Genomic DNA, 22248 nt, shown 5'->3' on the forward strand with positions numbered 1-22248 from the left:
AGTCCGCATGAGCGATCTACGCCAGTTCCGCCACTTCGTCGCCCTCGCCGAGCACGGCCACTATGCCCGCGCCGCCGAAGCGGTGAATCTCAGCCAGCCGGCGCTGTCACGCAGCATCCAGGCGCTGGAGGGACAGTTGGGTTGCACCCTGGTGGAGCGCGGCAGCCGCGGCGTGGCCCTCACGGCCCACGGCCGGCTGGTGCTGGAACACGCTCGGCGCCTGCTGGCCGGGCATCGCGCACTGCACAACGCGGTGAGCCAGTTGGCCAATCTCGACAGCGGCGAGCTACGCCTGGGCGGCGGTCCCTTCCCCGCCGCACGGCTGTTGCCCGAGGCACTGGCCGGTTTCTCCAGCGCCCACCCACGCGTGCGCGTCGTACTGCTCATCGAAGACTGGCAGACCCTACGCCAGCGCCTGCTGGATGACGCCGTCGAACTCTTCGTCGCCGATATCCGCGAGCTGCAAGGCGATCCGCAGTTGCGCATCCACCCGCTACGCGAGTATCCCGGCGTACTCTTCTGCCGCCCCAGCCATCCGTTGCTGCGTCTGGTGAGGCCGAGCGCCGAGCAACTGGCCGACTACCCGCTGGCCGGCCCGCGCCTGCCCGAGGCAGTCCGCGGCGACCTGGCGCGCCTGCTGCAACGCGAAGAACCGCTCGGCATACAGTGCGACGACGTGCTGATGCTCAAGGGCCTGGTCGGCTCCAGCGAGCTGATCAGCCTGGCGCCCTGGGACGTGGTTGCCGCCGACGTCGAGGCCGGCCGCCTGGCGCTGCTGCCCTGGCCCGCCGGCTCCGAGCCCGCCCGCGCCAAGGGCTCCGCCTACGGTCTGGTCAGCCGCGCCGGCCGCAGCCTGTCGCCGGCCGCGGCAGTGTTCGTCGAGCGGGTGCTGGAACAGGACCGGCGCTTCGCCGCCACCTGAGGCTCAGCGCCAGCGAGCGTCGTCGCGGCGCTCCTGCCAGGAACGGTTCCAGTCGCGCCCGCGGTTGTCACGGTCGCGGTCGTGATAGCGCTCGTAGCGGTAGTCGGGACGATGCCGGTGGTCGTTGCGGTCGTAGACCACGCAGGCCGACAGCGGCAGGACGAGGATCAGCAGGGAAAGCAAACGACGCATGGCGCCTCCTGTGCGGTTCCGGCCTCTCCTGCGGATGCGGGAGGATTGCCTGTTCCGGAACCTGCACATCGGACTGCGCGGCGCGCGGACGGTGCCCGCGGCGAGAGTAAAGCCTGGGTAAATCAGCCGAGGCTACGCAGGTGCAGGACGCCGAACAGCAGCACCTGGAGGCGCTCCAGCCAAGGTGCCGGGCGCGCCTTGAGACGCCCGTTGAGCAGCAGGATCTCGGCGGCATGGACCAGCACCAGCACGCCGGACAACAGCAGGATCGGTCGATGCAACTCGCCCAGCGGGTAGGCCAGGTTGACCAGCGCGACGAGCCAGAACATCGCCAGGGCGCCCTTGGCGAACGACAGAAAATGACTCATGGGTACCTCCTCGTTTCGGTATCGGCAGAGTGTGCCGAGCAAATGCGCCAAGAGGGTCCGCACTTTCGACTGGAAAGCACGACGGCGCCCGCAAGCGCCGCCTTTCCTTGCGCACCTCAGTTGCGCCAGCGAGGTGTCCCGCCCTGCTGGCCCTGGTGTCCCGGACGATCCTGCCGACCGTGTTGTTGCCAGCGTTGCGGAGAATGCCCGCGCCATTGCGGCTGGCCGCCGCGCTGCCAGTTGCCCGGATGCCGCTCGCCACGATGGGCCGGGCGCGATTCGTGGTAGCGCTGCTGGTAGCGATATTGCTCGCGCCGGTAGTCGCGGTGGCCATCGTAGCGGCGTGGCGCCGGGTAGTAGCGTTGGTCGTAGTAGCGCGTCGAGTAGTAGCGCCGTTCGCTGCGCCAGCCATCGTCATACACGCGATAGCGCGGCACTTCGTAGGCGTAGCCGTAGGGCTGGCCGCGATAGTGGCGCCAATCGCCGTCATCGTAGTCGTAGTCATACACCGCGCAGCCACCCAGGCTGGCGAGAAGCAGAAGAAGCGGGACTCTCAGGAATGTGCGCCACATGGCAGCCTCCTGCGGCCCCGCTGCCGACCGGCCGGACGACCGGCGACGCCGCGAGGCGCGCATACGACGTGAAGACTCGGGAAATGGAAGTGGGCTCAGCACCAGCCTTTCTTGGCGTGGCCCGGAGGACAATGGGGCGGGCCGCCGCGATCGTAGCCGTAGTAGCCATCGTCGAACGGATCCAGTTCGACGTAGGCGCCCGGCACCCGAACGCTGCAACCGCTCATCAGGAAGGCCGCCAGTAGCAGCCCGAACAATCGCATGACCATCAGCATTCTCCTTCATCGCAGAACGCAGCCGAACCACGCCTGGACAAGATCCCGATGGAGCGGGAAGCCGGTTGCGGCGGTTGCAACCCGGCTGCAATAGAGACCGAAGGAAAAAACGGAAATTCCCTGAATCCGACCAACGACACGGGCCTCCAGAACGTGACCGCAGCCGGCGTTTCTCGGTAGAGTGCGCGGACCAAGGACTGCCGGCCCCGCCGGAACCGCTCAAGGAGCATGCATGCAACCCATCGACCGCGCCCAGGCACAGCAGCGCGCCAACGACATCCTGGTGTTCCAGCGCGAGCTGCAACGCCTCGACCAGGAGCAGGCGTTCCGCCTCGAACCGGCCCAGGCCCGGCAACTCGCCGACTATCACCTGGCCCTGCTGGACAGCTACCGCGACCGTTTCGACATCGACCACGACCTGCGCAGCCAGCAACTTTCGCTGGGCATGCGGGTAGCCTCGTTCTTCGGCGCCCTGGCCTTCGCCGCCAGCGTGTTCCTGCTGTTCTATCGCTTCTGGGGCCTGTTCCCCACCGTCGCCCAGGTGGCGATCCTGATCGGCAGCGCCTTCGCCGCGTTCTTCGCCACGCTCTGGGTCCAGGCCAAGGACGCCTCGGGCTACTTCAGCAAGCTGGCGGCGATGGTCGCGTTCGCCTGCTTCGTCCTCGACCTGACCATGCTCGGGCAGATATTCAACGTCACCCCCAGCGACCTGGCGCTGGTGCCCTGGGCGCTCTACGCCCTGCTCCTGGCCTACCTGTGCAACGCCCGCCTGCTGCTGGCGGCGGCGATCCTCTGCGTGATGGGTTTCATCGCCGCGCGCGTCGGCACCTGGGGCGGCGGCTACTGGCTGAGCGTAGGCGAGCGACCGGAGAACTTCTTCCCCGCCGCCGCGCTGATCTTCGCCGTGCCGCTGTGCTTCGAGCAGCGCAACTTCAGCGGCTTCGCCGTGATCTACCGGGTGTTCGCCCTGCTCGGCCTGTTCCTGCCGATGCTGGTGCTGGCCAACTGGGGCTCAGGCAGCTACCTGGCGTTACCGTCGGCGCTCATCGAGGGGCTCTACCAGGTCGCCGGCTTCGTCGCCGCCGCCCTTGTGATCTGGCTCGGCGCGCGACGCAACTGGGCGGACGTGAGCAATACCGGGATCACCTTCTTCGTCATCTTCCTCTACACCAAGTTCTTCGACTGGTGGTGGGAAGCGATGCCGAAGTACCTGTTCTTCCTGGTGCTCGGCCTCAGCGCCCTGCTGATCCTGCTGGTCCTGCGCCGCCTGCGCACGCCCCTGGGCATCGCCGCGAGGACTGACGCATGAATCGCAACCGTCGCAACGCCCTGATCGCCGGCAGCCTCCTGCTGCTGGCGGCGAACCTGGCCGCCCTCGGTGGCGTCGCCTGGAACCGGTCCGGCGAGGCCGAAAGCAAGCTGGTGCTCAGCCAGCGCGAGCTCCAGCGCAACTGGTCCTACGGTTTCTGGAGCGAAGAGAACAGTGGCGTCGAACTGCGCCTGGAGCTTCGCTCGCCGAGCAGCGAGCCGCCCAGTGACCTCGCTCCCCCGCTGCCGCCCGAGCAGATGCGCGCCCTCGGTTTCAGCATCCCGGACGCGCTCGACGAAGAGAGCGTACGGCGCTACCGCCGCCAACAGGAAAAACAGGTGCTGCTGGTCCTGGAGCTCGACGGCCCGGCCTATCGCCGCGAAGTACGCCTGGCCGAGGAGCGCCTGGCCGAGGCCAGCGCCCGCAGCAAGGCCCTGCCCAAGGACGAAATGCTGTCCAGCCAGATGGAAGCCGCTCGCCACCAACTGAAGCATGAGCAGGGAGAGGCCAGCCGACTGTTCATCGTCGACGCCGGCCTCGACCTGGCCGCCCTGCGCCAGCGCTACCCCGAGCGCCAGCGCTACGCCATCGTCAAGGGCCGGGTGCGTCCCTGGTCCGCGGTCGACGGAGGCAGGACTCTGGTCGGCGGCTACATCAGCCGTACCGACCTCGCCGCGATCAACGTGCCACGACAATGGCACGCGGTATTCGCCAAGGTCGACGAACAAAACTACCGGCTAGCGCCGCTGGAACTGCACCTCAGCTTCGGCCAGCGCCTGGAGCCCTGGATCACCAACGCCGTTCGCCGCTGAAACGCCCCGCCTGGCGCACGATGCTTGCATCCGCGCGCCGGGCCCTGCACCCTGGGCACCCGCCAGCCATCCACCGCGCCATGAACAGCGAAATCGATCCAGGCCGCTGCCCGCTGTGCCAGCAATCCAACCGCTGCACCCTGGCCTATCCCGCTAGCGCCACCCAGGCTTGCTGGTGCTTCACCACGGAGATCGATGCGGCCGTGCTGGAGCGGATTCCCGCCGAGCTGCGCCGCCGCGCCTGCCTCTGCCCACGCTGCGCGCAACTGCTGCCGCCCGACGCCGACGACTGATGCGCCTGGACCGCTTCCTCGCCAATCTGCCCGAACTCAGCCGCCGCGACGCGCAGATGCTGATCGCCGGTGGACACTTGCGCGTGGACGGCCAGGTGGTGCGCGACGGCACCCACGAGGTGCGGGTGTTCAGCCGGGTGGAACTGGACGAGCGGCTGCTCCAGGCTGGCAAGCCGGCGCGCTACTACATGCTGCACAAACCGATGGGCTGCGTCAGCGCCACCCGCGACCCGCAACACCCGACCGTCCTCGACCTGTTCCCGGAAGACCTGCGCGACGACCTGCACATTGGCGGTCGTCTCGACTACAACACCACCGGCCTGATGCTGCTGACCAACGATGGCCAGTGGTCGCGCCGCCTGACCCTGCCGGGCAGCCGGCGCGACAAGGTCTACTACGTGGAAACCGAGGCGCCCATCGACCAACGCTACGTGGATGCCTTCGCCGCCGGCCTCCACTTCCGCTTCGAAGACCTGGTCACCCTCCCCGCGCAGCTCGAACCGATCGGCCCACGCTGCGCCCGCCTGACCCTGCACGAAGGCCGCTATCACCAGGTCAAGCGCATGTTCGGCCACTTCGACAACAAGGTGCTGCGCCTGCACCGCGAGCGCATGGGCGATATTTGTCTCGACCCACAGTTGCCGCCGGGTGCCTGGCGCCCCCTGAATGCTGAAGAAATCTGTTCGGTGTGAAACCCCGCCGCCCGCCGCCTGTCCACCGAAAGAGGCCGGACCGCAGGGGTTTGGCCGGCCGTCGCGAGCGACGCTAAGCTGAATGGCATCTGTCGGAGCGACAGCCTTTCCCGCATGGAGCAAGAGAAAGCGCCAATGAAAAGATCCCTTGCCGTACTGCTGCTGGCCTTCGCCGTCGGCAGCCTCCACGCGGCGCCCGCCAGCCCAGCGAACGCGCCTTTGCCGCCGGCCGACATCAAGGCGCGGCTGAAGAGCATGAAGCCCGGCGAGTACCTCTGGTACCCGGAGGTTTCCCCGCAGGGACCAGTGACCATCGTGGTCAGCCTTACCGAACAGAAGGCCTACATCTACCGCAACGGTATCGCCATCGGGGTCAGCACCCTCAGCTCCGGCAAGAAGGGCCGGGAGACCCCGACCGGAGTGTTCTCGATCCTGCAAAAGAGCGTCGACCACAAGTCCGACCTCTACAACAGCGCGCCCATGCCCTACATGCAGCGCCTGACCTGGGACGGCATCGCCCTGCACGCCGGCAACCTGCCCGGCTATCCCGCCTCCCACGGCTGCATCCGCCTGCCCATGGCGTTCGCCAAGAAGCTCTACGGCATCACCGGATTCAGCTCCACCACGGTAATCATTTCCAACGCCAGCAGCGCGCCGAAGGAAGTCGACCACCCCGGCCTGCTGGCACCGACGGTAGCGGACGGGCGACCGGTGACGCTGCCGGTGGAGCCCGGAGAAATCGCCTGGAACGACCCCGGCGCGGAACGCGGTCCGTTGTCGGTGCTGATCAGCCGCGCCGACCAGCGCGCCTATGTCTATCGCGGCGGCCAGCGCATCGGCACCGCACCGGTGCAGTTGCCGGCACGCCCGCAAACCGGCATGGCGGTGTTCTCGCTGCTGGAAAAGCCGACCCCGGAAGAAATCAGCGAGACCTCGCCGAACCTGCGCTGGTCGGTGGTCCAGGTGAGCAACCCGGGACAGGGCCTGACACCCTCCGAGCAACTGGGCAAGATCCGCATGGACCCGACCTTCGTCCGCGAAATGCTCGGTGCCATGGACGTCGGCAGCACCCTGGTGATCACCGACTGGGCCTCGACCCGGGACACCCACAGCGACTCCGATTTCACGGTGATCGCCACGGAAACACCGAACAATCCGACGAAATCGCTTAAAAAGTAGTCGGCAAGTTGTTCAAAAATCGAGCACAATGCCTCTCATCCGGTAAAAACCACACTGAACCGATGGGAATACTGCTCGTATGCCAACCTTCCTCCGTGCCGCCCTGCGCAGGCTGAACCTGGCGGGCGCCACCCTTTGCGCACTGGCCAGCGGGCCGGTATTCGCCATGCCACTTCCCTCCGCCAAGGACCTGCAGAAACTCGCTCCCCAGGCCAGCCTGCCGACCCTCGAACTGGCCCTTACCGCCTATGCCTGCGCGAGTGCCAGCCAGGGCGGCGACAACGGCCTGCTGACGGTGATCGACTACTCGCGGCCGTCGCGCGACAAGCGTCTCTGGGTATTCGACCTGAAGGCCCGCAAGCTGCTCTTCGAAGAGTGGGTGACCCACGGCAAGAACAGCGGCGATGACCTTGCCACCTCCTTCTCCAACCGGCCGAACAGCTACCAGTCGTCGATCGGGCTGTTCCAGACCGGCCAGCTCTATACCGGCAAGCATGGTCAGTCGCTGCGCCTGGTTGGCCTGGAGCCGGGCTTCAACGACAAGAGCGAAGAACGCGCCATCGTCATGCATTCCGCTGCCTACGCCGATCCCAGGGTGGTTCCCGGGCTCGGTCGTCTGGGCCGCAGCCAGGGCTGCCCTGCGGTACGCCCGGCCGTGGCGGCCCGGCTGATCAACACCCTCAAGCGCGGCAGCTACGTGTTCGCCTATTACCCGCAACCGAAGTGGCTGGAAACCTCGCGCTTCCTCGCCCCGCAGAGCTGCGCCGTGGCACGTGCGGCGCGTACGCCGGAAGTCATCGCCAGCCTGCTCAAATGAACCGCCGGGGCGGCGGCCGCGCCGTCCCTTTCCTTCCCGGCATCCCGAAATCGCAGCATCGGTACTTGCCTCGCGGCATTTCGTCGGATTCCAGCCCCCCTTCCCCCATCCAAAAGCGAAACAGGGCTTGCAGTCCGGCACGCCGGCTGCTTAACTGACGCTCACGTTGTGACTGACCAGTCACAAACGACTTCCAAGAAAGCCCGCGTGACTGCCCGCGCTTCGGCGCCGGCCTTTCCTGCCCGGCCAATAGCCGCTTCGCCAAAATCCGAGAGGATTTCGGACGCTCTCTATTTGCCTGTAAGTCGTTGAAAATCAAAAGTTTATTAAATCCATCCGAATGACATTCAACTGTCATTGGGAGGCGCTTTCATCTGCCCATGAGCATTTTGTATTCGCCGCGACAAGCAGGTCGCCGCGTTCCCATCGAACGATTCCAGGAGGAAGCGACATGAGGCCGGAAACAGCCATCATCGAGATCCACGGGCAATACAGGATTCACACCGAGTTCTACGGCAACCCCTCGGCGCAGCAGACCATCATCCTGGTCAACGGCTCGCTGTCGACCACAGCGTCCTTCGCCCAGACCGTGAAGTACCTGCAGCCGCATTACAACGTGGTGCTCTACGACCAGCCGTATGCCGGCCAGTCCAAACCCCATAACGAAAACCACACGCCGATCAGCAAGGAATGCGAGGCCAGGATCCTGCTGGAACTGATCGAACGCTTCCGTGCCGAGGTAGTGATGTCGTTCTCGTGGGGCGGCGTCGCCACCCTGCTGGCCCTGGCGCAACGTCCCGGACGGATCCGCAGGGCGGTGGTCAACTCATTCTCGCCTCAGCTCAACCCGGCCATGCTCGACTACCTGCATCGCGGCCTCGACTACCTCGCCGCCTGCGATCGCACCCAGATCGGCAACCTGGTCAACGAAACCATCGGCCGCTACCTGCCACAGTTGTTCAAGCGCTACAACTTCCGCCACGTCAGCAGCCTGGACGAGCACGAATACCACCAGATGCACTTCCATATCCGCGAAGTGCTGCGCCTGAACGCCGATAGCTATACCGAGAGCTTCGCCGGCATCGAGATCCCGGTGCTGTTCATGAACGGCGAGCTGGACATCTACACCACGCCCCACGAAGCCCGCCAGTTCGGCCAACTGATCCGCGGCGCGGAATTCCACACCATCCGCAATGCCGGCCACTTCATCGACGTCGAGCACAAGGCCGCCTGGCAACAGACCCAGGACGCCCTGCTGGCCTTCCTCCGCCCGCAGCGCACGCAGCCGCTCAACCCGATCTACCGCCCCCAGCCCAACGGCGCCAGCGTCCCCCTCGCCGCCCTCGCCAGCTAACCGCCACCGCCACGGGGAGCCCCGCTCCCCTGGCGGAAAAACCCAGCGAAATCAACAAAAACCCCGCCCCGGGCTTCACCTGCCGCCGCGCATCTGGTAAAAAGGCGCCCTGGCCGCAAAAGCCATCCGAGCGGGCGTCGTATAATGGCATTACCTGAGCTTCCCAAGCTCATGACGAGGGTTCGATTCCCTTCGCCCGCTCCAGATCCCAATGCAAAAGCCCCTGACACCAACCAGTGCCAGGGGCTTTCTGTTTTCAGGCTTTACCGCGTAAAGCCCAGGAAAGATCGGAAGCGCCCCCTGGATTTCGGCGGAGGCGCAGCCGGAAGGTTCCTCTTCCTTACATCATCAGCGAGTAGGCCCGTTCCAACTGGTCCAGATCGATATCCAGAGGCAGCGGCAGGGGCGCTTCGCCGATGTGCTGCTCGCTGGCGAACTTTCCCTCGGCCAACACACGTGCCGGGTCGTTGAGGGCGAGGAAGTCGCCCCCGTCGTATTCCCAGAAGTTCAGCGGGGAGCGGCCGGAGTAGGTTTCGTTCCAGCAGGCGACGTACGAACGTTCGCCCAGGACTTTCGGACGGCAGGAAACGTAGGGTTCCAGATAGACCTCATGGGTGAGGTACAGGAAGGTGAGGTCATCCACGCGATAGACCGGCGCTTCGCTGACCTCCTGAGGCTCCTCGTCCAGTTGCGCTTCGGGGTTCGCTCCCGGATCGACCGCTGCGACAGCGGAAAACCCATCCGCCCCCCCAGGCTCTCCCATGGCCATGCCTCCGCCGATGAACAGGGAAGCAACCACGACCAATAACTTCAACACGACGCGTCCTCGCCTGAAAATCGCGGAGATTACGCCGCCAACTTTTCAGGTATGCGATCAGGGTGGCCCGCAACCTTCCGCCCCGCCGCCCGATATCGGGCAATTCCTACACGACGGAAGACGCATCCACCTAGGCCCGCACCCGGCTCGTCTTCTCTCTCAGCGCTCTTTCACGGTGTTCCGCAGCGAATTAGTAATTATCTGTAGGAATAACTCCTCAACAGCCTCGTATCACTTCCGCTCGAGCCGAATCTCGACCAGCTTGCCATCGATGAAGCGCAAGTGTCGGTAGACGCCTCCACTGGGGCCATACACCCAGAATTCGGTGCGTGCGGCATTCAACTTGGGCACGCCGTTGTTGCGCAGGGCAGGCTCGTTGACGATCCTGCTCAGCGGTTGCCCGCACCTTTCCAGGACTTGCTCGACGCTGTCGCCCTCGTCCACCAGATGCGTGCCGCATCTCATCGAGGCGACGGCAGGAATTGCCAACGAAGACATGACCAGCGTCAGCGCCGTGCGAAACATGGATACCTCCCGCTTCCCCCGATAATGAAAGCGCGGACCGCCGCGGGGCGAGGCGAACTCCCTCACAAAGGCGCAAGCGTCGCACGGCGGCATAGCGACGCAGGCAGTTTCTTGCCGTCGCTTCGCCAGCTTCGTTAGACTGCCGCATCGCAGCACGCTTTCGTGGCTGCGCCCTCCCCGATCCGAGGCTTGCATGTTGGAGATAGTAGTCATCCGATAACCGCCACTTCGTCATCCCGCACGAGGTGTCGCCGGTTATCTGCCTTCGCCATGGCTCGCACACGCCTTTTCGCGCAGTGCGGCCGCGTTGTCACACCGATGATTACAGGTTCTACCGACATGAACGTTTCCAAGCCGGAACAACGGACGCTTCACGCCTTGGCCCAGGGCGGCCATATCGCCTTCCTTCGCGACGCTTCGGGCAAGATCACCCGCGTCGAGTGCTACAACCGCGACGGCCACCTGCTGCTCGACTGCACCCTGGCGGTGTTCTCCAGGCTGAAGAACAAGGGCCTGGTCCACTCCCGCCAGGGCAGGCCCTACCGGATATCCATGGCCGGGCTGAAAGCCGTGCGCCCGCAGGCGGACAATCGCTGACCCTCTTCCTTTTCCATTGCCCCCGCCGGGACAAGGCGGGGGTTCCGAGGAGTGCTTGCATGAATATTTCCATCCGTGCGGAAACGCCCGGCGACATCGACGCCATCGCCCGCCTGACCGAAGCCGCGTTCCGCAACGAAACGCACAGCAGCCATACCGAGCAGTACATCATCGACGCCCTGCGCCGTGCCGGCGCGCTGACGTTTTCGCTGGTGGCCGAAGCGAACGGCCAGGTGATCGGCCATATCGCTGCCTCACCAGTGACCATCGATGGCGAAGCGGGCGACTGGTACGGCCTCGCGCCGCTATCGGTGGCGCCCGGGCGGCAGCGCCAGGGTCTCGGTTCGCAGTTGGTCCGGCGCCTGCTCGCCGAGCTGCGCATGCTGCCCGCGGGCGGCTGCGTGGTACTGGGCGAACCGACCTACTACTCGCACTTCGGCTTTCGGGTGGAAAGCGGCCTGGCGTTGCCCGGCGTTCCCGCCGAATACTTCCAGGCACAGTCCTTCAGCGGGCGCATGGCGCAAGGAATAGTGGCCTTCCACGCCGCATTCGACGCCAGCGGCTGAGCCGGAACGACAGCAGCCGCTATGTCGCCCCCTGGTCGCGGGCTCAATCGAACTGGGTACCCTTCTGGATCAGTTCCACCTTGTAGCCGTCCGGGTCTTCGAGGAAGGCGATCACGCTGCGTCCGTGCTGCATCGGCCCGGCCTCGCGGGTGACCCGATAGCCCAGCGCCCTGGCCCGGGCGCAGGTGACGGCGGCATCCTCGACCTCGATGGCCAGGTGGCCGTAGCCGTCGCCCTGGGTGTAGCCGTCCCGGTCCCAGTTGTGGGTCAACTCCAGGGCAGCGGCCGCGCGCTCGTCCTGGTAGCCGACGAAGGCCAGGGTGAAGCGGCCTTCGGGATAGTCCCGGCGCCGTAGCAGACGCATGTCCAGGGCGCGGGTGTAGAACTCCAGCGCGGCCTCGAGATCGGCCACGCGGAGCATGCTGTGCAGGATTCGCATGGAAACTCTCCATGGAGTCCGGCGGCGAGCCGCCGGAGCGGGAATCAACCCTCGACGCGGTAGCCCTTGAACAGGAAAAACGGACCGAAGGCATAGCTGTCGATCAGTTCATAGAAGCGCGCGATGGTTTCGTTGCGGCAATGCTGGAGGAACGCCGCCTCGTCTTCGTACACCTCGTCGAGGTAGAAGCGGTTGCGGTTGTTCTCGTCGCGGATCACCTCGAAGCGCAGGGTGCCCGGTTCGTTCTGCAACGAGCCATTGGCATCGAACAGGCCTGCCGCGGCGAACGCTTCGCGCTTGTCGGAGGGAACGTCGAACTGAACCAGTACGTGGTAGGTCATGGAATCTTTCCTCGTGAAATGGGGTTGGAAGCGATCGCGAGGTCCATGCTAGGGTGGCCTTTCACTCATTAAAAGTAATCAATAATCAGCAAATCGCTCACTTAAAGAGAATGATGTGAAACTCTCTCAACTCGGATTCTTCTGCGCGGTGGTCGAACGCGGCACCATCGCAGCCGCGGCCGAACAGTTGCATTGCGTGCCGTCGAACATCACTACCCGCTTGCGCGAACTCGAAGGACAACTCGGCGTAGCCCTGTTCAATCGCGAAAGGAACCGCCTGCTGGTCACCCCCGAGGGCCGCCTGTTGTACCGCCATGCCCGGCGCCTGCTGGCGCTGGCCGACGAGACCGCCGCGCTGTTCGCCGGCGACCAGGCGCACGGCGCGCTACGGGTCGGCGCACTGGACGTGGCCCTGGCCAATCACCTGCCCCAGCGCCTGGCCCGCTACCGCCGTGAGTCGCCGGGCGTTGAACTGCACATCCGCCCGGAGCATTCGCTGCTGCTCGAGCGCCTGCTGATGGAGGGAGAGCTGGACCTGATCGTCACCGACGGCCCCATCGAACACCCGTTGCTGGCCAGCCGCCTGGCCTTCCGCGAGCGCCTGTTGCGGGTCACTCCCGCCGACCTACCGGCGCCCACTCCCGAGGACCTCGCCAGCCTCGAACTCTATGTGTTCGGCCACACTTGCCACTACCGCCGCCAGGTCGACCGCTGGCTGGCGGAAAGCGGTATCCAGCCGCGTGCAACCCTGGAAATCGAGTCCTACCCAAGCCTCTTCGCCTGCATCGAGGCCGGTCTCGGCTTCGCCTGCGTGCCGGAGAGCTTCGTTGCACGCATGCCCTCCGCGCGACGGGGTTTCCATGCCGAACCGGTAGCCGGCCTGGACTCCAGCGATATCCATTTCGTCTGGCGCAAACAGCAAGCCTCGCCGCTGATCCAGGGCTTCATCGACAGCATCGGCGCCGACTGACGCCAATGATCGATGCCGCAACACAAACGCACTCGGAAAAATCGGTAACAGCGGAACCACTGCACAGACCAGAGAAAAAGCCGCCACCAACCAGGCCTGGCGGCGACACCGGAAGTACCCTCGGCGGCCGATTGCCGAGCCGATCCCCTACCTGCCCCCTGGGTTTTCCGACGAAAGACCTTGATTCGTGGGAGGTAGGGTCGTCTCCGCTAGATACCCCTCAACCCTGCGTGCGGGCTCCATGCCCGAGCGCCTTGGCGAGATTTGCCCATAGAGCCATCACTTATGACTGCGACAGACAGAACGCCCCCGCCATTGAAATGGCTCTGCCTCGGCAACCGTGATGCGAACGACGGATTCGAGCTCTTCGCCCATGGCATCTATGCGAGGAACGGCGCGTTGGTCGGCAGCAAGCTCTCCCTGCGCGAACGGCGCCAGCGCGTCGACCTGTCGGCCTTCCTTTCCGGCGCACCGCCGCTGCTTGCCGAGGCGGCGGTCAAGCACCTGCTGGCGCGCCTCCTGTGCGTGCACCGGCACAACACCGACCTCGAACTGCTCGGCAAGAACTTCATTCCCCTGCATGCCAGCAGCCTGGGCAACGCCGGGGTCTGCGAGCGGATCCTGGCCTCGGCCAGGCAATTGCAGCAGCACCAGGTCGAACTCTGCCTGCTGCTGGCCATCGACGAGCAGGAACCCGCCTCGGCGGAGTACCTGGCGTCCCTCGCCCGGCTACGCGACAGCGGCGTGCGCATCGCGCTGCACCCGCAACGCATCGATACCGACGCTCGCCAGTGCTTCGCCGAGGTCGACGCCGGCCTCTGCGATTACCTGGGCCTGGACGCGCGCCTGCTTGCCCCCGGCCCGCTGACGCGTAACCTGCGCCAGCGCAAGAGCATCGAGTACCTGAACCGGCTGTTGGTGGCACAGGACATCCAGATGCTTTGCCTCAACGTCGACAATGAGGAACTGCACCAACAAGCCAACGCACTCCCCTTCGCCTTCCGTCACGGCAGGCACTATTCGGAGCCTTTCCAGGCCTGGCCGTTCAGCACTCCGGCCTGCTGAACGCCGACGCGGCTGCCAGCCGTCACGCCAGGCTGGCCCGCTATCCCACCAGGCGCTACCCTTGGCGGTTTCGACGGACAGGGACGACGGTCATGGGCAACTATTTCGAGAGCCCCTTCAGGGGCAAGCTGCTCTCGGAACAGGTCAGCAACCCGAACATACGGGTGGGGCGCTACAGCTACTACTCCGGCTACTATCACGGGCATTCCTTCGACGACTGCGCCCGCTACCTGATGCCGGACCGCGACGACGTGGACAAGCTGGTCATCGGCAGTTTCTGCTCGATCGGCAGTGGCGCCGCCTTCATCATGGCCGGCAACCAGGGACACCGCGCCGAATGGGCGTCGACCTTCCCCTTCCACTTCATGCACGAAGAGCCTGCCTTCGCCGGCGCCGTGAACGGCTATCAGCCAGCGGGCGACACGCTGATCGGCCATGACGTCTGGATCGGTACCGAGGCGATGTTCATGCCCGGCGTACGGGTCGGCCACGGAGCCATCATCGGCAGCCGCGCGCTGGTGACCGGCGATGTCGAGCCCTATGCCATCGTCGGCGGTAACCCGGCCCGGACCATTCGTAAGCGCTTTTCCGATGGCGATATCCAGAACCTGCTGGAAATGGCCTGGTGGGACTGGCCACTGGCCGATATCGAGGCAGCCATGCCACTGCTGTGTACTGGGGATATCCCCGCCTTGTACCGGCACTGGAAACAGCGCCAGGCCACGGCCTGACGGTTGGACGAAGGAGGTCGAGGATTTTTCTCGGGCCCGATGGCCTACCCTCTATGCTTCCGACGGTATACTGTCGCGATGCCTGGCCATCCAGGCATGCGTGCCAGAGCCACTCCAGCGACCGTAGCGGCGGAGCGAAACGCTGTGTTTCCGCCAGCCCGCGCCGAGCACCGATCGCCGGAACGATCGCAGGACTTCATGACCGACGGCCCCCTGGAACGGCTACCGGGCAAGACGAGTGACAAGAACGACACATGATTGAAGAAGCCACTTCCAGCAAGCACTCAGGCACGACGGACGCCCCGCTGGTATCCGTCGTAGCGCCCTGCTTCAACGCGGAAAAGTACCTGGAAGAAGCCCTGCGCAGCATCTACGAGCAGGACTACCCGAATTTCGAAGTGATCATCGTCGACGACGGTTCCACCGACAACAGCTACGCCATGCTGGAGCAGTTGCAGAAAGTCCACGGTTTCCAGCTCTACCGCCAGCAGAACCAGGGCGTCAGCGCAGCGCTGAACTTCGGCCTGCGACACGCCCGCGGCGACTACGTAGCCACGCCGGACCTGGACGACATCATGCTGCCGCACTCGTTGAGCGTGCGCGCCGCGTACCTCGACCAGCACCCGGAAGTCGGCTGCGTCGGCGCCCTGGTGATCTACATCGACAGCGAAGGCCAGGAAACCAAGCGGCAGAACGGCAATCGCATCCGCCAGCTGGACTTCGACTACCTGCTCGGCAACGCCTACGTCTGCGGCGCCCCGGTGTCCCTGTACCGCATGGAGGCCCTGCGCGCCGCCGGCTTCTATGATCCCGAGATCAAGGTGCAGGACTTCCAGATGACCCTGCGTATCGCCAGCCAGGGCTACCAGATCCACAAGCTGCCGGTGCTGGTCACCCGCTACCGGCGCCACCCCGACAACCTGTCGCGGCGCTACAAGGTGCTGCTCGATGCCGACCTGCGCACCATCGCGCCCTACCAGTCGCATCCCGCCTACGAGCGCGGCCGCACGGAGCTGGTCAACAAGGCCCTGAAATACGCCGTGGTCGCGGACAAGCGGCATGCCTGGCAACTGCTCCGCTCGCTGCCGCTGCGGCAGTGGAACCGCACCACCTTCCGCCGGTTGAAGCGCTTCCTTCTCCATCACGAGACCACCTGAGCCCCGCGGACTCCAAGGTGGCAAGGTAATTCGATGAAATTCCTGGAAAAACTGAAAAAACGCAAAGAGCGGAAGTACTTCCGTGGCTGGGAAAAGATCTTCAAGGCCCCGGAGAAGATCCGTCTTGCCTACCCACATTACGAGGTCGGCGTGGGCACCTACGGGATCCCGGAGGTCACCGAGTTCGGCGACAAGGCCACCCTAAGGATCGGCGCCTACACCTCGATCGCTGCCGGCGTGAAGATCCTCCTCGGCGGCGAGCACCATACCGACTGGCTCACCACCTACCCCTTCCCGAAGATGATCGATGAGGTCGCCGACATCCCTGACAGCACCACGACCCGCGGCGACGTGGTCATCGGTAGCGACTGTTGGATCTGCACGAACGCGCTGATCCTCTCCGGGGTCACCATCGGGCATGGTGCGGTAGTCGCCGCCGGCGCGGTGGTGACCCGCGACGTGCCACCGTTCGCCATCGTCGGCGGCAACCCGGCCCGGCAGATCCGCTGGCGCTTCGAGGAAGACATCCGCGAAGCCCTGCTGGCTTCGGCCTGGTGGGACTGGCCGGTGGACGAGGTGAAGCAGGTCGCCCGGACCCTGTGCAGTACCGACATGACAGCCTTCCTGCGCTACATCGAGCAACGCAAGGGCTGATTCCCCGGCGGGAATGATCGCCGGTCATGGGCTATACCTCCCCGATACACCTTGGTTTCGAATCGCCGCCCGACAACGGGTAGGCCGGTCGCTTGACGCCCGCGGCCGTTCTTCGAGGGAGCTTGAATGACCGCGCTGCACGACCTCCCGGGAACCCGCCTGCTGGCACTGTTCGCCCGCCGGGAACTCTCGCCTGGCGAGTACTACGAGCATCTGCTGGCCCACATCCAGCGCTGGGAACCGCATCTCAACGCGCTGTATCGCTTCGACCCTCAACGGATTCGCGAACAGGCCGCGGCGGCCACCGAGCGCTGGCGCAAGGGACAGCCCAAAGGCCCGCTGGACGGGCTGCCGGTAACCATCAAGGAGCTGATCGCGACCGCTGGCGAACCTATCCCATTGGGCAGCGCCGCCACCGCCCTGCAACCCGCGCCCTGCGACGCGCCACCGGCCGCTCGGCTGCGCGAAGCCGGCGCGATCGTCCTGGCCAAGACTACGGTTCCAGACTTCGGCATGCTCTCATCCGGCCTCTCCAGCTTCCACGGAGTCACCCGCAATCCCTGGAACCTGGCCAAGAATACCGGCGGCTCCAGTTCGGGCGCGGCAGCGGCGGCCGCCGCCGGCTACGGACCGCTGCACCTGGGCACCGACATCGGCGGCTCGGTACGACTGCCGGCGGGCTGGTGCGGCCTGGTGGGCTTCAAGCCAAGCCTCGGGCGGATCCCCATCGACCCCTACTACACCGGTCGCTGCGCCGGTCCGATGACCCGCTGCATGGACGACTGCCTGCTGCTGATGCGCTACCTCGCGCAGCCCGACGCCCGCGACGCCACCAGCCTGCCGCCGGAAGCGCTGGACTGGAGCGCCGAGCCGCTGTCGGTGCGCGGCCTGAGGGTCGGCCTGCAACTCGACCCCGGCTGCGGCCTGCAGCCCGACGCGGAAATCCGCGCCGCGATCGAGGCCGCAGCGCGGCTGTTCGAGGAGCACGGCGCCCAGCTCAGGATCGTCGAACCGCTGATGGACCGGAGCCTGCTCGACGGCCTGAACGACTTCTGGCGCGCCCGCCTGTGGAGCGAACTGCTGCTCCTCGACGAGACGCGGCGGGCCAGAGTGCTGCCCTATGTCCACGCCTGGGCCGAGGGCGGCGCACGGGTTAGCGGGGTCGATGCGGTGCGCGGTTTCAACCAGACCTTCGAGATGCGCCGGCGCGCCGCCCGGCTGTTCGGCGAGATCGACCTGCTACTGACGCCGACCAACCAGGTCGAGGCCTTCCCCGCCGACTGGGCCTCGCCGCTGAACGATCCGCAGCGGCCGTTCGAGCACATCGTCTTCACCGTGCCGTGGAATATGGGCGAACAGCCCGCGCTCTCGATAAACTGCGGCTTCACGGCCGCCGGCATGCCGATCGGCCTGCAACTGGTCGCGCCGCGCTTCGCCGATACCTGGCTGTTGCGCATCGGCAAGACCTACGAAGGCTGGCGCGGTCCGATCCACGGCTGGCCCCGGCCGCCGGCTGACTGAAGCCGGCGGCCGCTCGTCGCTCGGCTCCAGGCCTGAGTGTTTCAGTCGTCACTCCGAGAGGGCCTTCGCCATGCGCTCCCCCACCCGTCCCCCGGCGGCCGCCGATCCGGCCAGCCGCCGCAGCGTCTTTGCCGTGGTCCTCGGCAACGCCGTGGAATTCTTCGACTTCGGGGTCTATGCCACCTTCGCGGTGATGATCGGACGGACTTTCTTCCCCTCCGACAGCACCTTCGTCAGCCTGCTCCTGTCGGTCACCGCGTTCGGCGTCGGCTTCGTCATCCGCCCCCTCGGCGCGATCCTTATCGGCGCCTACGCCGACCGCGCCGGGCGCAAGCCGGCGATGCTCCTTACCCTGTTCCTGATGGCGCTGGGCACCGGCGGCATCGCGGTGCTCCCCGGCTACGACAGCATCGGCCCGGCCGCGCCGCTGCTGCTGGTGCTGACCCGCCTGCTGCAAGGCCTGGCCTGGGGCGGCGAGGCCGGGCCGGCGACCACCTACATCCTCGAGGCGGCACCGCCGCACAAGCGCGGCACCTACGCCTGCTGGCAGGTCGTAGCGCAAGGCATCGCGGCGGTCGCCGCCGGGCTGATGGGCTACCTGCTCACCCTCTGGCTCGACGAGCGCCAACTGCAGGAATGGGGCTGGCGGATTCCCTTCGCGGCCGGCCTGCTGGTCCTGCCGATCGGCCTGTACATCCGCCTCAACCTGGCCGAGACCTTTGCCGGACGCGGCCGCCAGGCCAACACCCGGAGCCTGCTCGGCGAATTGTTCGGCAATCATCGGCGGGCCCTGCTGCTCGGTCTGCTGATCCTCTCCGGAAGCACCATCACCCAGTACTTCCTCAACTACATGACCACCTTCGCCCTTACCGAGCTACACCTGCCGGCGGGCATCGCGATGCTCTCGACGCTGGTCGCCGGCGCCGCACTGGCGCTCTCGGCGTTGCTCGGCGGCGTGCTCTGCGACCGCTACGGGCGCCGCGCCGTGCTGATCCTGCCGCGCCTGGCGCTGCTCGCGGTGCTGTTCCCGGCACTGCAGGCAATGACCCGTCCCCCCGAGCCGGCAGTCTTCCTCGCCGTCCTCGCCCTGCTCTCGGCCCTGCATGGCATGAGCGGCGCGGCGCTGATCGTGCTGCTGGTAGAAAGCTTCCCCCGGGCGCTGCGCTCCACCGGTTTTTCCCTGGTCTATGCGACCGGCGTCGCCGCGTTCGGCGGCACCGCGCAGATCGTGGTGACCTGGCTGATCGGCGTCACCGGCAATCCGCTGTCGCCGCTGGGCTACCTGCTGCTGGCCAACCTGGTCTGCCTGGGTGGGGCCTGGCTGGCCCGCGAGACCTGGCCGGGTCGCGGGGACATGGGAGGCGCGCCGCTGGTGCTGCGCGACTGAGAACTTGCGCGGTTCGTTCAAGCGCCGCCGGCCTGTCGCGAGCGACGCTGGGGACCTCATTCATCCGGAGGTCCCACCATGCAGTTCTTCCTGCGCTACGCCTACGCGCCCCTCTTCTGGTCCGGCTTCATCGGCCTGGCGACCTGGCAGGTCGGCTATCGCCAGGCTTCCCACGCCTGGCTGGTCGCCCTGTTCCTCGGGGCGCTCGGCCTGTCCTTTCTCGCCGAACGACGACTGCCCTACCAGCCACGCTGGAACCGGCCGCACGCCGACCGCCTGCGCGATGTCCTGCACGCGTCGGTCAACGAAAGCCTGAACGCACTTGGCATCCTCGCCCTGCCACTGCTGGCCGGAGTCCTGGGCTTCTGGCCGGTATGGCCGCAGGCCTGGCCGCTGTGGCTGCAACTGCTGCTGGCGATCGTCCTGGCCGATCTCGGCATCACCCTGGTGCACTACGCCAGCCACCGTTCGGCGCTGCTTTGGCGGCTGCACGCGGTGCACCATAGCGTGCAGCGCCTGTACGGTTTCAACGGGCTGATGAAGCATCCCCTGCACCTGGGCCTGGAAGCGCTCGGCGGCACCCTGCCGCTGTTGCTGCTCGGCGTGCCGCAGACGGTCGCCGCGCTGCTCGCCTTCGCCATCGGCATCCAGTTGCTGCTGCAACACAGCAACGTCGACATGCGCATCGGCGGGTTACGCCATGTGTTCGCCTGGGCACCGCTGCATCGCCTGCACCACATCCGCTACGGGCGCGCCGGCGACGTCAACTTCGCGCTGTTCTTCAGCGTCTGGGACCGCCTGCTCGGCACCGCCCTCCATCGTCCCGACTACCGCCTGGACAGCACCGACATGGGCATCGGCGACCAGCCTGACTATCCCCGCGACTATGCCGGCCAGTTGCTCGCGCCATTCCGCGACCTGCCACGCAGCAGGCACGTCCCACAGCCGCCGGAAGGATTGGGGCGTTCAGCCGGCCAGGCGTAGGTGCGGCAGCGACAGGCCGGCGCGGATACCGAGCAGGCTGCGTACGCTGCGCGACAGGTGCGCGGCGTCGGCGAAGCCGGCGTGATGGGCCGCCTCGGTCAGGCTGCGCCCCTGCAAGGCCAGGGCGAAGGCCAGGTACAGGCGGCGCCAGAGCACCAGGCGGCGCACCGACAGGCCGACCTGGACGGCGAACAGCCGCTCCAGTTGGCTCAGCGAAAGACTGGCGCTGCGCGCCAGTCTTTCCGCCTCGACCCGCGCCGCGAGTTGCTCGTCGAGCGCCGCCAGGGCCTTTTCGACGCGGCGGTCGAGCCGTCGACGAGGCAGCCGCGCAAGCCGCCCCAGCAACGCCTCGGGCTCGCCGGGAGCGTCCTCGAGAAGCTGACGCAGGTCGTCGCTGTCGAACGCCAGCGGCTCGGCGTACAGCGCCAGCAACGGCTGCGACGCGTCGACGCGATGGGCTTGCAGCGAGGGCACCAGCAAGCGCCGGGCCTCCAGTACCTGGCCAGCGACGCGCACCCGCAGCGGCGTCTCCGCCAGCAGCAACTGGTGGGCATAGTGCGCGTGCTCGCGGGTATCGCCGTTGACCCCGGCGAACAGCGCGTGGTCCCGCGCCAGCCAGACCTCGCCCTGCCAATGCCGCTCCGTCATCGCGTACCTTCCGTCAACCGTTCCGTGGCGAAACGGTGTCGGCTATGGCGACCGCCGTCAAGCCCGCAAGGTCAGCGTCCGAACCAGTCGCGCCGGTCGTCGAAGGCGTGCTCGATCAGATCGAGCAAGGCACGCACCTCCACGCGGTTCTCCGCTTCCGGCTGCACGCTCATCCAGACTTCCCGCCGCATCGGCTCGTCGAAGACCTGCGGCAACGCCGCCAGGTTGCGCTCCAGGCGTCCGGCGTAATGCGGCAGCAGGCCGATGCAGGCGCCCCAGAGGATCGCCTGTAGCAGCAGGTCGTGGCTCTGCACCTCGATCACTCCCGACTGGCGAGCCGCCACCCGCCGGTTCCAGGGTGCCAGGGCGGCGCTGGCGGCCTGGCCATGGAGCTGCGCCAGCAGGTAGTCGTCCAGCTCGTCCTCGCTGGCCGGCCGCGTGCGCTCGCGCGAATAGCGCTTGCCGATGTGCGGCTGGTACTCCAGCTCGGCGATGCGCGCCGGTGCGGCGAAGTGGCCTTCCATCGGCGGATGCGGCTGCCCCGGATCGGCGATCCAGATGGCGATCTCCGCCGGCCCTGCGCTTTCCGGCCAGCCCTCGCGCAACTCGGCGAGGGCTACGCGCAGGTTGGCGTTCTTGCGCAGGTAGCCCCACAGCTCGCGACTGAGCACATCGTGCAGGACGCTTTCGGCCACCGCCAGGCGCACCAGCGGCTGTTGCCGGTGAAGATCGGCGTGGCTCTGGCTGTCCTCGACCAGGCGCTGCCCGGCGGCCTGGACGATGCGGCCCTCGCGGGTCAGCGAGAGGGCGTTGCCCTCATGCACGAACAGATGCAGGCCGAGGCGCTCCTCGAGCCGGGCCAGGGTCTTGCGCAGCAGCGTCGGCTTGACGTCCAGGCTGCGCGCAGCCTGCATGAAACAGCCGCAGCGGGCGGTGACCAGGAAGAAATGCACCACCTCCAGAGAACCGAACAGCTCGTGCCAATAGGCACGGTCGTCGCGTCCCTGCGCGGGCCTGAGCAGTGCCGGGCGCTGCCCGGCGGACTCCGATAGGGCCATGCT

Annotated in this window: 28 protein-coding genes and 1 tRNA gene; 19 read left to right on the forward strand and 10 right to left on the reverse strand. The window is 66.5% G+C overall.

Annotated elements, in window-relative coordinates; translation table 11 throughout:
- Positions 1-7 precede the first annotated feature (7 nt).
- The gene (locus tag AC1RB9_RS21965; RefSeq protein WP_003454702.1) at positions 8-922 is read left to right on the forward strand and encodes a LysR family transcriptional regulator; all 915 of its coding nucleotides are present in this window, start codon (positions 8-10) and stop codon (positions 920-922) included.
- 3 nt (positions 923-925) lie between these two features.
- On the opposite strand, the gene AC1RB9_RS21970 is transcribed toward AC1RB9_RS21965, so the two are convergent.
- The 4 genes from AC1RB9_RS21970 to AC1RB9_RS21985 form a co-directional block, all read right to left on the reverse strand.
- Complete coding sequence (locus tag AC1RB9_RS21970) at positions 926-1114, reverse strand: hypothetical protein (protein WP_003098351.1); 189 nt, start codon at positions 1112-1114, stop codon at positions 926-928.
- A 122-nt stretch (positions 1115-1236) separates the two neighbouring features.
- A complete protein-coding gene (locus AC1RB9_RS21975; protein ID WP_003085479.1) occupies positions 1237-1482 on the reverse strand; it encodes a DUF1145 domain-containing protein in 246 nt (81 codons plus the stop codon).
- A 116-nt stretch (positions 1483-1598) separates the two neighbouring features.
- A complete protein-coding gene (locus tag AC1RB9_RS21980) occupies positions 1599-2054 on the reverse strand; it encodes a hypothetical protein (RefSeq protein WP_003114164.1) in 456 nt (151 codons plus the stop codon).
- Positions 2055-2149: 95 nt separating this feature from the next.
- Positions 2150-2329 (reverse strand): hypothetical protein, encoded by a 180-nt coding sequence (locus AC1RB9_RS21985; protein WP_003098355.1) that lies wholly within the window; start codon positions 2327-2329, stop codon positions 2150-2152.
- A gap of 232 nt (positions 2330-2561) precedes the next feature.
- On the opposite strand from AC1RB9_RS21985, the gene AC1RB9_RS21990 reads away from it, so the two are divergent.
- From AC1RB9_RS21990 to AC1RB9_RS22025, 8 genes are all read left to right on the forward strand, one after another.
- Positions 2562-3638 (forward strand): DUF2157 domain-containing protein, encoded by a 1077-nt coding sequence (locus tag AC1RB9_RS21990; RefSeq protein ID WP_003098356.1) that lies wholly within the window; start codon positions 2562-2564, stop codon positions 3636-3638.
- Complete coding sequence (locus AC1RB9_RS21995) at positions 3635-4450, forward strand: DUF4824 family protein (RefSeq protein WP_003098357.1); 816 nt, start codon at positions 3635-3637, stop codon at positions 4448-4450. The genes AC1RB9_RS21990 and AC1RB9_RS21995 overlap by 4 nt, the downstream gene beginning before the upstream one ends.
- Before the next feature lie 80 nt (positions 4451-4530).
- A complete protein-coding gene (locus AC1RB9_RS22000) occupies positions 4531-4743 on the forward strand; it encodes a cysteine-rich CWC family protein (protein WP_003098360.1) in 213 nt (70 codons plus the stop codon).
- Positions 4743-5435 (forward strand): pseudouridine synthase, encoded by a 693-nt coding sequence (locus tag AC1RB9_RS22005; RefSeq protein WP_003114159.1) that lies wholly within the window; start codon positions 4743-4745, stop codon positions 5433-5435. The genes AC1RB9_RS22000 and AC1RB9_RS22005 overlap by 1 nt, the downstream gene beginning before the upstream one ends.
- 135 nt (positions 5436-5570) lie before the next feature.
- Entirely contained in the window at positions 5571-6614 is a 1044-nt protein-coding gene (locus tag AC1RB9_RS22010; RefSeq protein ID WP_003098363.1) for a L,D-transpeptidase, read from the forward strand.
- Positions 6615-6693: 79 nt separating this feature from the next.
- A complete protein-coding gene (locus AC1RB9_RS22015) occupies positions 6694-7431 on the forward strand; it encodes a murein L,D-transpeptidase catalytic domain family protein (protein WP_003454706.1) in 738 nt (245 codons plus the stop codon).
- Positions 7432-7882: 451 nt separating this feature from the next.
- On the forward strand, positions 7883-8785 hold the full coding sequence (phaG, locus tag AC1RB9_RS22020) for a (R)-3-hydroxydecanoyl-ACP:CoA transacylase (RefSeq protein ID WP_003454708.1): 903 nt from the start codon (positions 7883-7885) through the stop codon (positions 8783-8785).
- Between the two features lie 130 nt (positions 8786-8915).
- Positions 8916-8989 (forward strand) — tRNA-Gly (locus tag AC1RB9_RS22025).
- 136 nt (positions 8990-9125) lie between these two features.
- On the opposite strand, the gene AC1RB9_RS22030 is transcribed toward AC1RB9_RS22025, so the two are convergent.
- Complete coding sequence (locus AC1RB9_RS22030; RefSeq protein ID WP_031652810.1) at positions 9126-9602, reverse strand: hypothetical protein; 477 nt, start codon at positions 9600-9602, stop codon at positions 9126-9128.
- A gap of 231 nt (positions 9603-9833) precedes the next feature.
- Positions 9834-10127, reverse strand: a complete 294-nt coding sequence (locus AC1RB9_RS22035; protein ID WP_003123050.1) for a DUF2845 domain-containing protein — start codon at positions 10125-10127, stop codon at positions 9834-9836.
- 339 nt (positions 10128-10466) lie between these two features.
- Here AC1RB9_RS22035 and AC1RB9_RS22040 point away from each other — a divergent pair, with 339 nt between their 5' ends.
- Both AC1RB9_RS22040 and AC1RB9_RS22045 read left to right on the forward strand, forming a co-directional pair.
- A complete protein-coding gene (locus tag AC1RB9_RS22040; protein ID WP_003085431.1) occupies positions 10467-10724 on the forward strand; it encodes a YjhX family toxin in 258 nt (85 codons plus the stop codon).
- Positions 10725-10783: 59 nt separating this feature from the next.
- Positions 10784-11290 carry a GNAT family N-acetyltransferase gene (locus tag AC1RB9_RS22045; protein ID WP_003098429.1) on the forward strand — a complete coding sequence of 169 codons (507 nt, stop codon included), beginning with the start codon at positions 10784-10786 and terminating at the stop codon, positions 11288-11290.
- 43 nt (positions 11291-11333) lie between these two features.
- Here the strand turns inward: AC1RB9_RS22045 and gloA are convergent, their stop codons facing one another.
- The gene (gene gloA, locus AC1RB9_RS22050) at positions 11334-11729 is read right to left on the reverse strand and encodes a lactoylglutathione lyase (protein WP_003098430.1); all 396 of its coding nucleotides are present in this window, start codon (positions 11727-11729) and stop codon (positions 11334-11336) included.
- Between the two features lie 44 nt (positions 11730-11773).
- Entirely contained in the window at positions 11774-12070 is a 297-nt protein-coding gene (locus tag AC1RB9_RS22055) for a heme-binding protein (RefSeq protein WP_003098431.1), read from the reverse strand.
- Positions 12071-12185: 115 nt separating this feature from the next.
- Here AC1RB9_RS22055 and AC1RB9_RS22060 point away from each other — a divergent pair, with 115 nt between their 5' ends.
- The 8 genes from AC1RB9_RS22060 (at position 12186) to AC1RB9_RS22095 (ending at position 20539) form a co-directional block, all read left to right on the forward strand.
- Entirely contained in the window at positions 12186-13040 is an 855-nt protein-coding gene (locus tag AC1RB9_RS22060; protein ID WP_003455016.1) for a LysR family transcriptional regulator, read from the forward strand.
- Positions 13041-13325: 285 nt separating this feature from the next.
- Complete coding sequence (gene toxR, locus AC1RB9_RS22065) at positions 13326-14105, forward strand: toxA transcriptional regulator ToxR (protein WP_016263857.1); 780 nt, start codon at positions 13326-13328, stop codon at positions 14103-14105.
- 92 nt (positions 14106-14197) lie between these two features.
- Positions 14198-14836: a type B chloramphenicol O-acetyltransferase gene (gene catB, locus AC1RB9_RS22070; RefSeq protein WP_003455019.1), complete on the forward strand. Its 639-nt coding sequence runs from the start codon at positions 14198-14200 to the stop codon at positions 14834-14836.
- Positions 14837-15090: 254 nt separating this feature from the next.
- Positions 15091-15993: an alpha-1,6-rhamnosyltransferase gene (migA, locus tag AC1RB9_RS22075; protein WP_023110354.1), complete on the forward strand. Its 903-nt coding sequence runs from the start codon at positions 15091-15093 to the stop codon at positions 15991-15993.
- A 33-nt stretch (positions 15994-16026) separates the two neighbouring features.
- Complete coding sequence (locus AC1RB9_RS22080) at positions 16027-16647, forward strand: CatB-related O-acetyltransferase (protein ID WP_003116522.1); 621 nt, start codon at positions 16027-16029, stop codon at positions 16645-16647.
- A 126-nt stretch (positions 16648-16773) separates the two neighbouring features.
- Positions 16774-18168: an amidase gene (locus AC1RB9_RS22085; protein WP_003455023.1), complete on the forward strand. Its 1395-nt coding sequence runs from the start codon at positions 16774-16776 to the stop codon at positions 18166-18168.
- A 70-nt stretch (positions 18169-18238) separates the two neighbouring features.
- The gene (locus tag AC1RB9_RS22090) at positions 18239-19555 is read left to right on the forward strand and encodes an MFS transporter (protein ID WP_003455024.1); all 1317 of its coding nucleotides are present in this window, start codon (positions 18239-18241) and stop codon (positions 19553-19555) included.
- A 78-nt stretch (positions 19556-19633) separates the two neighbouring features.
- Entirely contained in the window at positions 19634-20539 is a 906-nt protein-coding gene (locus AC1RB9_RS22095) for a sterol desaturase family protein (RefSeq protein WP_003085391.1), read from the forward strand.
- On the opposite strand, the gene AC1RB9_RS22100 is transcribed toward AC1RB9_RS22095, so the two are convergent.
- A complete protein-coding gene (locus tag AC1RB9_RS22100) occupies positions 20522-21187 on the reverse strand; it encodes a helix-turn-helix transcriptional regulator (protein ID WP_003085387.1) in 666 nt (221 codons plus the stop codon). The genes AC1RB9_RS22095 and AC1RB9_RS22100 overlap by 18 nt on opposite strands.
- A gap of 71 nt (positions 21188-21258) precedes the next feature.
- On the reverse strand, positions 21259-22245 hold the full coding sequence (locus tag AC1RB9_RS22105; RefSeq protein WP_003141134.1) for a LysR family transcriptional regulator: 987 nt from the start codon (positions 22243-22245) through the stop codon (positions 21259-21261).
- Between the last annotated feature and the right edge of the window lie 3 nt (positions 22246-22248).

It is taken from the genome of Pseudomonas sp. 20-5 (assembly GCF_056782835.1).

Excerpts from the sequence above, each read along its gene's own strand:
- AC1RB9_RS21965 (WP_003454702.1), top strand. The coding sequence starts at position 8 with ATGAGCGATCTACGCCAGTTCCGCCACTTCGTCGCCCTCGCCGAGCAC.
- AC1RB9_RS21970 (WP_003098351.1), bottom strand. The coding sequence starts at position 1,114 with ATGCGTCGTTTGCTTTCCCTGCTGATCCTCGTCCTGCCGCTGTCGGCC.
- AC1RB9_RS21975 (WP_003085479.1), bottom strand. The coding sequence starts at position 1,482 with ATGAGTCATTTTCTGTCGTTCGCCAAGGGCGCCCTGGCGATGTTCTGG.
- AC1RB9_RS21980 (WP_003114164.1), bottom strand. The coding sequence starts at position 2,054 with ATGTGGCGCACATTCCTGAGAGTCCCGCTTCTTCTGCTTCTCGCCAGC.
- AC1RB9_RS21985 (WP_003098355.1), bottom strand. The coding sequence starts at position 2,329 with ATGCTGATGGTCATGCGATTGTTCGGGCTGCTACTGGCGGCCTTCCTG.
- AC1RB9_RS21990 (WP_003098356.1), top strand. The coding sequence starts at position 2,562 with ATGCAACCCATCGACCGCGCCCAGGCACAGCAGCGCGCCAACGACATC.
- AC1RB9_RS21995 (WP_003098357.1), top strand. The coding sequence starts at position 3,635 with ATGAATCGCAACCGTCGCAACGCCCTGATCGCCGGCAGCCTCCTGCTG.
- AC1RB9_RS22000 (WP_003098360.1), top strand. The coding sequence starts at position 4,531 with ATGAACAGCGAAATCGATCCAGGCCGCTGCCCGCTGTGCCAGCAATCC.
- AC1RB9_RS22005 (WP_003114159.1), top strand. The coding sequence starts at position 4,743 with ATGCGCCTGGACCGCTTCCTCGCCAATCTGCCCGAACTCAGCCGCCGC.
- AC1RB9_RS22010 (WP_003098363.1), top strand. The coding sequence starts at position 5,571 with ATGAAAAGATCCCTTGCCGTACTGCTGCTGGCCTTCGCCGTCGGCAGC.
- AC1RB9_RS22015 (WP_003454706.1), top strand. The coding sequence starts at position 6,694 with ATGCCAACCTTCCTCCGTGCCGCCCTGCGCAGGCTGAACCTGGCGGGC.
- phaG (WP_003454708.1), top strand. The coding sequence starts at position 7,883 with ATGAGGCCGGAAACAGCCATCATCGAGATCCACGGGCAATACAGGATT.
- AC1RB9_RS22035 (WP_003123050.1), bottom strand. The coding sequence starts at position 10,127 with ATGTTTCGCACGGCGCTGACGCTGGTCATGTCTTCGTTGGCAATTCCT.
- AC1RB9_RS22040 (WP_003085431.1), top strand. The coding sequence starts at position 10,467 with ATGAACGTTTCCAAGCCGGAACAACGGACGCTTCACGCCTTGGCCCAG.
- AC1RB9_RS22045 (WP_003098429.1), top strand. The coding sequence starts at position 10,784 with ATGAATATTTCCATCCGTGCGGAAACGCCCGGCGACATCGACGCCATC.
- gloA (WP_003098430.1), bottom strand. The coding sequence starts at position 11,729 with ATGCGAATCCTGCACAGCATGCTCCGCGTGGCCGATCTCGAGGCCGCG.
- AC1RB9_RS22055 (WP_003098431.1), bottom strand. The coding sequence starts at position 12,070 with ATGACCTACCACGTACTGGTTCAGTTCGACGTTCCCTCCGACAAGCGC.
- toxR (WP_016263857.1), top strand. The coding sequence starts at position 13,326 with ATGACTGCGACAGACAGAACGCCCCCGCCATTGAAATGGCTCTGCCTC.
- catB (WP_003455019.1), top strand. The coding sequence starts at position 14,198 with ATGGGCAACTATTTCGAGAGCCCCTTCAGGGGCAAGCTGCTCTCGGAA.
- migA (WP_023110354.1), top strand. The coding sequence starts at position 15,091 with ATGATTGAAGAAGCCACTTCCAGCAAGCACTCAGGCACGACGGACGCC.
- AC1RB9_RS22080 (WP_003116522.1), top strand. The coding sequence starts at position 16,027 with ATGAAATTCCTGGAAAAACTGAAAAAACGCAAAGAGCGGAAGTACTTC.
- AC1RB9_RS22085 (WP_003455023.1), top strand. The coding sequence starts at position 16,774 with ATGACCGCGCTGCACGACCTCCCGGGAACCCGCCTGCTGGCACTGTTC.
- AC1RB9_RS22090 (WP_003455024.1), top strand. The coding sequence starts at position 18,239 with ATGCGCTCCCCCACCCGTCCCCCGGCGGCCGCCGATCCGGCCAGCCGC.
- AC1RB9_RS22095 (WP_003085391.1), top strand. The coding sequence starts at position 19,634 with ATGCAGTTCTTCCTGCGCTACGCCTACGCGCCCCTCTTCTGGTCCGGC.
- AC1RB9_RS22100 (WP_003085387.1), bottom strand. The coding sequence starts at position 21,187 with ATGACGGAGCGGCATTGGCAGGGCGAGGTCTGGCTGGCGCGGGACCAC.
- AC1RB9_RS22105 (WP_003141134.1), bottom strand. The coding sequence starts at position 22,245 with ATGGCCCTATCGGAGTCCGCCGGGCAGCGCCCGGCACTGCTCAGGCCC.